The sequence below is a fragment of the Paraburkholderia elongata genome (assembly GCF_013177735.1).
GTDB classification, from domain to species: Bacteria; Pseudomonadota; Gammaproteobacteria; order Burkholderiales; family Burkholderiaceae; genus Paraburkholderia; species Paraburkholderia elongata.
Window position 1 is genome coordinate 88,840 of the sequence record NZ_WOEZ01000192.1, and the last position, 10,003, is coordinate 98,842.

Sequence of the window (10,003 nt, forward strand, 5' to 3'; positions counted from 1 at the left end):
CTTTTCAATCGCGGATGGCGTGGAGGGTTTTTGCGCGCCCGGATAGCTTTCCTCCGAACGCCGCGCCCTGCCGCCGCACGCGATTACACGGCGCGAACCTCGATCACCTTCGCCGCCTTCCCGGTGCGCTCAGCAAGGCGCGTGCGGTCTTTCACCGCACCGGCCAACTGACCGCAGGCAGCGTCGATATCATCGCCGCGTGTTTTACGCACTGTGGTGACGACGCCCGCGTCCATCAACACCTGTGCAAACCGCTTGATCTGTTCCGGCTTCGAGCGGATGAGGCCCGACTCGGGGAACGGATTAAACGGAATCAGGTTGAACTTGCACGGTACGTCGCGCGTAACGGCCAGCAATTCGCGCGCTTGCGCTTCGCTGTCGTTCACGCCGTCGAGCATGCAATATTCGAACGTAATGAAATCGCGCGGCGCAACCTTCAGATAGCGCTGACAAGCGGCCATCAATTCGCGCAGCGGATACTTCTTGTTCAGCGGCACCAGCATGTCGCGCAGCGGGTCGCTCGGCGCATGCAACGATACCGCGAGCGCCACCGGAAGATCGGCGCCGAGCCGGTCCATCATCGGCACCACGCCCGAAGTGGACAACGTGACGCGCCGGCGCGACAGGCCGTACGCGTTGTCGTCCAGCATCAGGCGCATGGCGGGCACCACCGCGTCGTAATTGAGCAGCGGCTCGCCCATGCCCATCATCACCACGTTCGTGACGACACGCTCGCCTTTTCCGTCACCACCCGTGGCGCGCCCGCCGTCTGTGCCGCGCGTCGCACGCAGCGCGAACTCGGCCATGCGCAGCTGGCCGATGATTTCGCCAGTGGTGAGATTACGGGAGAAACCCTGTTTGCCGGTCGAACAGAAACGGCAGTTGACCGCACACCCGGCCTGCGACGACACGCACAGCGTGCCACGCGTTTCTTCGGGGATATAAACGGTTTCAACCGCGTTGCTGTTGCCGACGTCGATCAGCCACTTGCGTGTGCCGTCGGTCGAAATATTGTCGCTGACGATGCCGGGCATCGTGATCGTTGCGCGCCCTTTGAGCTTTTCGCGCAAGGACTTCGCCAGATCAGTCATGCCGTCGAAGTCGGCAGCGTTGTACTGATGGATCCAGCGCTGCAATTGCTTGGCGCGAAACGGCTTCTCGCCCAGGCTGTCGCAGTAGGCGACAAGCCCTTGGGCGTCGAGGTCGAGAAGGTTGACGGTGGAACTGCTCGTCATATCGAATCCTGCCATTTCAGTGCGAGACTACGTTCATGCAACAAGCTGCATGAACGCCATGCCGTTCGCGCCCATTCCTGCTGCTTTACCTTACTACTTTGCCGGGCTGTTCGTGCGGATTCGTGCGACAAATCCAACGGCTACGCACGGATAGCACTGACTACTCAAACCCGCTTAACGCGAGTAAACGTTCACTTGCGGGAAGAAGAACGCGATTTCAACTGCAGCCGTTTCAGCGGCGTCCGAACCGTGCACCGCGTTAGCGTCGATGCTGTCGGCGAAGTCGGCGCGGATCGTGCCCTTTTCTGCCTTCTTCGGATCCGTTGCGCCCATCAGGTCGCGGTGCTTCAGGATCGCGTTTTCGCCTTCCAGCGCTTGAACGACCACCGGGCCCGAGATCATGAATTCGACCAGATCCTTGAAGAACGGACGTGCGGCGTGCACGGCGTAGAACTTCTCTGCGTCAGCACGCGACAGGTGAACCATGCGCGATGCAATGATCTTCAGGCCAGCGTTTTCGAAACGGCTGTAGATCTGACCGATCACGTTCTTGGCCACTGCGTCCGGCTTGATAATCGACAGGGTGCGTTCGATCGCCATAAAAACTCCAAAAAATTAAGAGGTTACAGATTCAAATGAATCCGCTATTGTAGCATGTTCCCGTGTATGATTGCGATTGAACCCTTACAGCATTGAAAGACTCCAAGCGGGAGTTTCTGAATGCTGGTAGCGTAGGCCGTGCGAACATTTTCTGGGCATTGAAACTCCCGGCCACCGCGCCAATCTTAGGGATGAGCACTCTGCGACTGGCGGCAAAAATTCCGACCGGCGCGCAGTAAAACCCAGTGCGCAACCCGCTACACAACCATTACGCAACACGCTTCTGAGGTAAGGAGAGACCATGAACGATCATCCGTATAGCTTTGGCCGCAATGGCGCGGTCAGCACGGTCGAAACGCGTAACCGCGTACTACGGAACACCTACTGGCTGCTAGCGCTGTCCATGATCCCGACAGTGCTCGGCGCTTGGGTGGGCGTGGCAACCGGTTTCTCGCTGTTCGCCGCCACCAGCCCCGGCATGAGCATGCTGGCGTTCTTCGCGATCGCCTTCGGCTTCATGTTTGCCATCCAGAAAACCAAAGACAGCGCCATCGGCGTCGTCGTGCTGCTCGGCTTCACGTTCTTCATGGGCCTGATGCTGTCGCGCATCCTGAGCTTCGTGCTCGGTTTTTCGAACGGCCCGTCGTTGATCATGCTCGCCTTTGGTGGCACTGGTGTGATCTTCGCGTCCATGGCAACGATCGCCACGGTCAGCAAGCGTGACTTCTCGGGTCTCGGCAAGTGGCTGTTCATGGGCGTGGTCGTGCTGCTGCTGGCTTCGGTCGCGAACGTGTTCCTGCACCTGCCGGCGTTGATGCTGACAGTGTCGGTGATGGCGATCGTGATCTTCTCGGCCTACATGCTGTTCGACGTCCAGCGCGTCGTGAACGGCGGCGAAACGAATTACATCACCGCCACGCTCGCGATCTATCTGGACCTGTATAACGTGTTCGTCAACCTGCTCGCGCTGCTCGGCATCTTCGGCGGCAACCGCAACTAAGTCTGATGTGATCTGACGCAAGGCCGGCGCCCGAAACGCCAGCCTTGAAGAAAAAGCCCATGGCGAGCAATCGTCATGGGCTTTTTTCATTGCACTGCCGGCGCGTCAGCGGTGAATCGCTGAGCATGGCGATGCCAGGTCATCAGAGACGGATCACAAACTCAGCCAGGCGAAGCCTTCATCCTGAGAAGCGACCACCACTTCGGTCGGCGCGGCACCCAGCACACCCGCCATGGCAGCCTGCGCCAGCTCCGGCGAGTTGTTCTGCTTGCTAAGATGCGCGGCCACCAGATGACGCAAGCGCGAGCGGTCGAGCGAGGCCAGGATTTCAGCCGCCGCTTCGTTGTTCAGATGCCCATGATTGCCGCCAATGCGCGCCTTCAGCGATTGGGGATACCGGCTGCCCGCCAGCATCCGCACATCGTGATTGCATTCGAGCACCAGCGCATCGCAGCCGCTCAGCACCGCGCTGATGTGTGGCGTGGAGGTGCCGACGTCGGTCAGCACGCCAAGCCGGCTCGCGCCATTCGAGAGCACGTATTGCAGCGGCTCGCGCGCGTCGTGAGGAACGGTGTAAGGGAGGATGCTGAGGTCGCCGATCGCCACCGCCTCGTCGCCCCACAGCACCTGCAGGTCGACGTCGGCGTCGGCGGCACCCACCGCGCGGGCGGTGCCCCAGCTCATGTATAACGGAATCGACCACTTGCGCGCCAGCGTCAGCGCGCTGCCAATGTGGTCGCTGTGTTCATGTGTAATCAGAATGGCGTCGAGACCTTCGACGCTCGCGCCGAGCCGCGTCAGACGCCGCTCGACTTCCTTGGCCGAAAAGCCGCAATCAAGCAGAACGCGCGTGGTGGTCGCGCCGCTTTGCGTTTCCACCAGCAAGGCATTGCCTTCACTGCCGCTGCCGAGACTGGCGAAGCGCACAGCCCGCTTAGTTCAGTTGCGCGTGCAGCAACGTCACGATGCGCTGCGCGTCGGACGAGTTATCCACCTGCCCGTTCGCGTCCACCACCGCCACCTGCGTCACGGTATCGCCCTTCGAGCGCACATTGATGAGGAATTCCTGACCCGGCTTCTTCGACGAATTGCCGCTGTAGAACAGCTTGCCGAAGAGCCCTTCCTTCTTCAGTTCCTGCATCGAGTCCGCGTAACGCACGTAGTAGATGCCTTTCGAGCGATCGCGGTTGTCGACGGTAAAGTTGGTGCGGTCGAGCGCGAGGCCCACGCGCAGCCACGCGCGGTCGAACGATTCCTGCAGGTCGAGCGTCGATGCACCCGCGCTCTGGTCGATCGTGGCCGGCGCGGTGGCCGAGCGGGCATCGGTCAGGAGTTGCTTTGACTGCGTTTCGGTCAGACCGAACTTCTGCATCAGCTTGGTCAGGAACAGTGCTTCCAGTGCCGGATCGCGCGGACGCTCTTCCCAGCGCGACGACGTCTTGTCCTGGCCGGTCAGCATTTCTTCCATCGCGCTATGCGTGATCGAGATGTCCGTGGTGTTAGCCGGGCCGCGCGACACGAGTGTGCGGAAGCTGTCACGGGTGCCAGACGAGTAGGCGAAGTCGATCACCTTGCCGACCGTGCGACGGAACCAGTCATCCGGAATATTGGCGCGGTTTTCAGCCCAGTCGGTGTTCATGATGCCGGTGGCGGGCGCATCGGTTTTCAGTACGAAGCCGTTCTCCTGCCAGAACTCCTGCAACTGCGGCCACAGTTGTTCCGGCGTGCGGCCGTCGACTACCAGCCAGCGACGATCGCCGTCACGCTCGATGTGCATGCCCAGCGGGTCCTGCGCATTCGGTTGGCCTTCGGTGGAATTGCCCGCTGCCGTGACCGCGCGTTGCTGCGAGCCGCCCAGCGCCAGATTGGCCGGCGGCGCCACGTAGCGCTGATCAGTCGGCGTGGTGCTCAGATCGCCCGGAACGGCGAGCGGCGGTGCGCTGCCCGCGCCCTTGTAGTTGACGCGGTCGGAGGCGAACCAGTCGTTCAGCGTGTCACAGCCGGCGAGCGTTACCAGGGCAAGCGCCAGCGCCGCCATGCGGGTTGCGTGGAGGGAAAGTGCGGAACGTTTCATGAGGTCCTTCGTGATGCTGGAACGCGGTGCCTGGTTCTGTGTGCCGGGAACGTGGGCTGGATCGACGTCGGTTAAGGGAATGCCGGTGGCAGGCTTTCTTGAGCGCTGGGGGTGCGGGGTCGAGCCCGCTTAGCCCAGCAGACCCGCTTCGCGCAGCGCGCCGCGCACCACCTCGTGGTATTGCGCGTCGAGCGGCGTGAGCGGCAGGCGGATTCCGCCCTGCACACGACCCAGTTGCTGCAACGCCCATTTCGCCGGAATCGGATTCGACTCGATGAACAGGTTCTTATGCAGCGACAGGAGTTTCAGATGAATCTCGCGGGCGGTCTTCGCGTCCGCGGCAAGCGCAGCTTTGCACAGATCGCTCATTGCGCGCGGCGCGACGTTCGCGGTGACCGAAATATTACCGTGGCCGCCAAGCAGCATCAGCGCGATCGCCGTGGGATCGTCACCGCTGTAAATGCCGAAATGTGCGGGCGCCGACTTGATCAGGTGCGCGGCGCGATCGATGTTGCCCGTCGCTTCCTTCACACCGATGATGCCCGGCACCTGCGCGCAACGCAGAATCGTTTCGTTGCTCATGTCCGCGACCGTACGGCCCGGCACGTTGTACAGGATCACAGGCAGATCGACGGTTTCGGCGATCTTCGCGAAGTGGCGATAGATGCCTTCCTGGGTCGGCTTGTTGTAGTACGGCACGACCTGCAGCGTGGCGTCCGCGCCGACTTCCTTAGCCTGCTGCGTGAGCTCGATGGCTTCAGTGGTGGAATTGCCGCCCGAGCCCGCGATCACCGGAATCCGGCCCGCCGTGTGCTCGACTGCGGTTTTGACCATCAACACGTGTTCTTCGACCGACAGCGTGGCCGATTCGCCGCTCGTGCCAACCACGACCAGTGCGTTTGTGCCCTCTGCGATGTGCCAGTCGATCAGTTTGCGAAACGCCGGCAGATCGAGGCTGCCGTCTTCGAGCATCGGAGTAATGATGGCAGGAATGCTGCCGCGAATCTGAACGCCGCCAGTGCTGCTTTGATGTCCGTTAGTCATGAAACGCCATGAATTTGATCAGGTAAACCGCGATTGTAGCGGATTAGCCAGCCAACTCGTAACAAGGCGGGGGTGCCGCCTCTGCGCGCTCGGCTGAGCGATCCGCCTCCATAATTGCGCATATCCGCTGGACGTAAGCCGGGCGCGGCTGCGCGAGAAATCCGTCTTGAAATGCGACCACACGGAGGTGGCCTCGCACCACGTCGAGCAACTCGCCGGGCGCGAGCAAAAACGCCGGGTTAGACGGCTTGCCGACGCTTTCGTTGCCTCGCGCAAAGGTCTCGTAAACCAGTACGCCGCCGGGCGCGAGCGAGCGTAACAACTGAGGAAACAGCGGCCGGTGCAGGTAGTTCGTGACCACGATCGCGGCAAATTTCGCTTCGGCGGGCAAGGGCCATGCGGCGCCTTCGATGTCGGCCGCGAGCGTGGTAATGAGCGGCTCGTCGCGCATGGCGTCCAACGCAGCCGCGTTGCGGTCGAGCGCGGTCACCGGATGGCCCAGCGACGCAAAGAACCGCGCATGCCGCCCTGCCCCCGACGCGACGTCGAGCACCGCGCCGCCCGCCGCGACCAGATGCGCCCAGTGGCACACCCAGCGCGACGGCTCGCCGTTTCCGTGCAAGGGACCGTCCGGCATGGCAACGGGAGTGCTCATCACCTCAGCGCCGCGATCAGTTGTACGAGAGGCCCATCGCCTCGCGCACGTCACGCATCGTTTCCGTGGCGTACTTGCGGGCCTTGTCGCAGCCGTCGGCGACGATCGCGCGCAACAGCGACGGATCGTCCATGTACTTCTGCGCGCGCTCGAGCATCGGCTGCTGCTCGCGCAGAATGCCTTCGATCACCGGCTGCTTGCACTCGAGGCAGCCGATTCCCGCGGTTCGGCAGCCCTTCTGCACCCACTCATGCGTGGCTTCGTCCGTGTAGACTTGGTGCAGCTGCCACACCGGGCACTTGTCCGGATCGCCCGGATCGGTGCGGCGCACGCGTGCCGGATCGGTCGGCATGGTGCGGACCTTCTTCGTAATCGTTTCCGCGTCTTCGCGCAGGCCGATCGTGTTGCCGTACGACTTCGACATCTTCTGGCCGTCCAGACCCGGCATGCGCGACGCTTCGGTCAGCATGGCCTGCGGTTCGACCAGAATGATCTTGCGCGAACCTTCGAGGTAGCCGAACAGACGCTCGCGATCGCTCATCGACAGGCTCTGCGATTCCTGCAACATCGCCCGCGCCTGCTCGAGCGCTTCGTCGTCGCCTTCCTGCTGATAGGCGTTGCGCAGCTCGTGATAAAGCTTGGCGCGCTTGCCGCCCAGCTTCTTCGCGGCTTCGTTGGCCTTCTCTTCGAAGCCCGGTTCGCGGCCGTACAGGTAGTTGAAGCGGCGCGCGATTTCACGCGTCATTTCAACGTGCGGCACCTGGTCTTCGCCGACCGGCACGAGCGAGCCGCGGTACAGCAGAATGTCTGCCGCCATCAGCACCGGATAGCCGAGGAAGCCGTAGGTGGACAGGTCCTTGTCCTTCAGCTTCTCCTGCTGCTCCTTGTAGGTCGGCACGCGTTCGAGCCAGCCGAGCGGCGTGCTCATGCCCAGCAGCAACGCCATTTCCGCATGCTCGGGCACCTTGCTCTGGATGAAGAGCGTAGCCTGCGCCGGATCGATGCCCGAGGCGAGCCAGTCGATCAGCACGTCCCACACGTTCTTTTCGATCACTTCGGGCGTTTCGTAGTGCGTCGTCAGCGCGTGCCAGTCGACCACACAGAAGAAACACGGGTATTCGGACTGCAGCCGCACCCAGTTTTTCAGCACACCGTGATAGTGGCCGAGGTGCAGCGACCCGGTGGGCCGCATGCCGGAGAAGATACGGTCTGGGAACATGATTATTTAGAAAAGCGAAACAAGTGGAGTCAGAATTGCGGTAATCGCACCGTAGCCGAGCGTCACGAGCGGGCTGAGCCAATAACGCGTGAGCGTACCCGTCATGACCAGCGCCATCACGATGAAAAAACCGTACGGCTCGAGGCGCGACAGCGCAATCGATTGCCGCGGCGGCAACAGCGCCATCAGCACGCGGCCGCCGTCGAGCGGGGGCAGCGGAAACAGGTTGAGCACGCCGAGCACGAGGTTCACGCCGACGCCGGCTGCCGCCATGCGCGTGAAGAAAGGTTCGTCAACACCCCCCACGGCAAGTGCGACACCGATCAGGCCCCACACCAGCGCCTGCACGAAATTGCAGCCCGGCCCGGCGGCCGCGACCCACAGGCTACCCCAACGCGGATTGCGCAGATTGCCGAAGGCGACCGGCACGGGCTTCGCGTAACCGAACATGAACGCGCCACTGGTGGCGAAGTACAACAGCAAGGGAATCGCGATCGTGCCGAGCGGATCGATATGCCGCATCGGATTGAGGGAGACGCGGCCCAGCACGTACGCGGTATTGTCGCCGAGCCAGCGCGCGACGTAGCCATGCGCGGCTTCATGCAGCGTGATGGCGAAAATCACCGGCAACGCGTAAACCGCAATGGTCTGTATCAAGGAAGAATCCATAACTCGCTATTGTAACAACGCGATTGCGTGCGTCTGTCCGCTTTCGATCATGCCGTCTCTTCGAGACCGAATGGCGCGAGAGAACCGCGCCCTGCCCGCACCAGCACCGGCTCGGCGCCGGTCAAATCGATCACGGTGGACGGTTCGCACACGCACGGGCCACTGTCGATCACCAGATCCAGCTGCTTCTCGAGGCGCTCGCGGATTTCTTCCGGATCGTTCAGCGGCTGGGTTTCGCCCGGCATGATCAGCGTGGAGCCGAGCAGCGGCTGGCCGAGTTCTTCGAGAATCGCCAGCGTGATGGCGTGCTCCGGCACCCGCAGGCCGATGGTCTTGCGCGACGGGTGCGACAGGCGCCGTGGCACCTCCTTGGTCGCCTGCAATACAAAAACGTAAGGGCCCGGCGTGACCGACTTGATCAGACGGTACTGCCGGTTATCGACCATCGCGAAGTTCGCCAGCTCCGACAGATCGCGCACCAGCAGCGACAGCAGTGCCTTCTCGTCGAGCCCGCGAATTCGCCGCAAGCGCTCGACCGCGTCCTTGTCGTCGAGATGACAGGCGAGCGCGTAGCTGGAATCCGTCGGCAACGCGACGACGCCGCCATCTTTGATGATCTGCACAGCCTGTTTGACGAGGCGCGGCTGCGGGTTATCCGGATGAAGCCGAAAGTATTGGGACATTTTGACTAACGGTGGCTACGGGTGATGGTGCACGAAAACCCAGATGGAAAGTCGGGCGGAAGATCGCGCGAACGCTAGCCTCTCGGACAAGGACGTTCGCGCATATCGTGCCGCCGTGGCACGGCGCGCGATCACAACCAGCGTTCCCAGACGGGCTTGAGATCGGAAGGTAGCGGCGGCAGCGTGCCGAGATCGACGCGGCCCTCGCCGGGTGCATGGAAGTCGGAACCACGCGAGGCTTCGAAGCCGAAGCGGCGCGCGACGTCCGCGTATTCGCGATACTGATCCGGCGTGTGGCTACCCGTCACCACTTCGATCGCCTTGCCGCCGAGGTCGATAAATTCAGCGAAAAACGCATCGAATTCGACCGGCGAGTACGCATAGCGACCCGGGTGCGCGATGATCGCCTCGCCGCCCGCAGCCTGAATCCAGCCGACTGCGTCCGCCAGTTTCGCCCAGCGATGCGACACGTAGCCGGGCTTGCCGTCGCCGAGATAGCGGTTGAAGACGTCCTGCGTCGAGCTGGCGTAGCCGTTTTCGACCATGAAGCGCGCGAAGTGCGTGCGCGAAATCATGTCCGGGTTCGAGACGTATTTGAGCGCGCCTTGATAGGCGTCGGGAATACCGAGCGTGGCCAACTGTTCGCCAATTGCCTCGGCGCGCGCTGCGCGGCCGTTGCGGGTGCGCGCAAGGCCGTCGATCAGCGTCGCGCTCGTTGGATCAATGCCGAGCCCGACGATGTGCACCGTGCGCGAAGCCCATGTCACCGAGATCTCCACGCCGCTGAGGCGCTCGGCATGGGCTACCTGAGCGGCGTGGAGATC

At 62.5% G+C, this 10,003-nt stretch carries 11 protein-coding genes; 1 reads left to right on the top strand and 10 read right to left on the bottom strand.

The window, feature by feature from the left end; translation table 11 throughout:
• Positions 1–83: 83 nt before the first annotated feature.
• Complete coding sequence (rlmN, locus tag GNZ13_RS34205) at positions 84–1,235, bottom strand: 23S rRNA (adenine(2503)-C(2))-methyltransferase RlmN (RefSeq protein ID WP_121112351.1); 1,152 nt, start codon at positions 1,233–1,235, stop codon at positions 84–86.
• A gap of 174 nt (positions 1,236–1,409) precedes the next feature.
• A complete protein-coding gene (ndk, locus tag GNZ13_RS34210; RefSeq protein WP_172172774.1) occupies positions 1,410–1,835 on the bottom strand; it encodes a nucleoside-diphosphate kinase in 426 nt (141 codons plus the stop codon).
• Between the two features lie 301 nt (positions 1,836–2,136).
• Between ndk and GNZ13_RS34215 the strand changes: the two genes are divergently transcribed.
• On the top strand, positions 2,137–2,835 hold the full coding sequence (locus GNZ13_RS34215) for a Bax inhibitor-1/YccA family protein (RefSeq protein WP_172172776.1): 699 nt from the start codon (positions 2,137–2,139) through the stop codon (positions 2,833–2,835).
• A gap of 153 nt (positions 2,836–2,988) precedes the next feature.
• On the opposite strand, the gene GNZ13_RS34220 is transcribed toward GNZ13_RS34215, so the two are convergent.
• From GNZ13_RS34220 to GNZ13_RS34255, 8 genes are all read right to left on the bottom strand, one after another.
• Complete coding sequence (locus GNZ13_RS34220) at positions 2,989–3,762, bottom strand: MBL fold metallo-hydrolase (protein WP_172172778.1); 774 nt, start codon at positions 3,760–3,762, stop codon at positions 2,989–2,991.
• Positions 3,763–3,769: 7 nt separating this feature from the next.
• The gene (gene bamC / locus GNZ13_RS34225) at positions 3,770–4,909 is read right to left on the bottom strand and encodes an outer membrane protein assembly factor BamC (RefSeq protein WP_172172780.1); all 1,140 of its coding nucleotides are present in this window, start codon (positions 4,907–4,909) and stop codon (positions 3,770–3,772) included.
• Between the two features lie 129 nt (positions 4,910–5,038).
• Complete coding sequence (gene dapA, locus GNZ13_RS34230) at positions 5,039–5,953, bottom strand: 4-hydroxy-tetrahydrodipicolinate synthase (protein WP_172172782.1); 915 nt, start codon at positions 5,951–5,953, stop codon at positions 5,039–5,041.
• 43 nt (positions 5,954–5,996) lie between these two features.
• The gene (locus tag GNZ13_RS34235) at positions 5,997–6,608 is read right to left on the bottom strand and encodes a class I SAM-dependent methyltransferase (protein WP_172172784.1); all 612 of its coding nucleotides are present in this window, start codon (positions 6,606–6,608) and stop codon (positions 5,997–5,999) included.
• Between the two features lie 16 nt (positions 6,609–6,624).
• Positions 6,625–7,827, bottom strand: a complete 1,203-nt coding sequence (locus GNZ13_RS34240) for a tryptophan--tRNA ligase (RefSeq protein ID WP_172172786.1) — start codon at positions 7,825–7,827, stop codon at positions 6,625–6,627.
• 6 nt (positions 7,828–7,833) lie between these two features.
• Positions 7,834–8,496 (bottom strand): site-2 protease family protein, encoded by a 663-nt coding sequence (locus tag GNZ13_RS34245; protein WP_172172788.1) that lies wholly within the window; start codon positions 8,494–8,496, stop codon positions 7,834–7,836.
• A 47-nt stretch (positions 8,497–8,543) separates the two neighbouring features.
• On the bottom strand, positions 8,544–9,179 hold the full coding sequence (locus tag GNZ13_RS34250) for an L-threonylcarbamoyladenylate synthase (RefSeq protein ID WP_172172790.1): 636 nt from the start codon (positions 9,177–9,179) through the stop codon (positions 8,544–8,546).
• Between the two features lie 131 nt (positions 9,180–9,310).
• A partial coding sequence (locus GNZ13_RS34255) for a PHP domain-containing protein (protein WP_172172792.1) occupies positions 9,311–10,003 on the bottom strand: 693 nt, incomplete at its 5' end.

Bases quoted from the DNA above. Each gene is read 5' to 3' on its own strand.
- rlmN (WP_121112351.1), bottom strand. From the start codon at position 1,235: ATGACGAGCAGTTCCACCGTCAACCTTCTCGACCTCGACGCCCAAGGG.
- GNZ13_RS34240 (WP_172172786.1), bottom strand. From the start codon at position 7,827: ATGTTCCCAGACCGTATCTTCTCCGGCATGCGGCCCACCGGGTCGCTG.
- bamC (WP_172172780.1), bottom strand. From the start codon at position 4,909: ATGAAACGTTCCGCACTTTCCCTCCACGCAACCCGCATGGCGGCGCTG.
- GNZ13_RS34250 (WP_172172790.1), bottom strand. From the start codon at position 9,179: ATGTCCCAATACTTTCGGCTTCATCCGGATAACCCGCAGCCGCGCCTC.
- GNZ13_RS34235 (WP_172172784.1), bottom strand. From the start codon at position 6,608: ATGAGCACTCCCGTTGCCATGCCGGACGGTCCCTTGCACGGAAACGGC.
- ndk (WP_172172774.1), bottom strand. From the start codon at position 1,835: ATGGCGATCGAACGCACCCTGTCGATTATCAAGCCGGACGCAGTGGCC.
- GNZ13_RS34215 (WP_172172776.1), top strand. From the start codon at position 2,137: ATGAACGATCATCCGTATAGCTTTGGCCGCAATGGCGCGGTCAGCACG.
- dapA (WP_172172782.1), bottom strand. From the start codon at position 5,953: ATGACTAACGGACATCAAAGCAGCACTGGCGGCGTTCAGATTCGCGGC.
- GNZ13_RS34245 (WP_172172788.1), bottom strand. From the start codon at position 8,496: ATGGATTCTTCCTTGATACAGACCATTGCGGTTTACGCGTTGCCGGTG.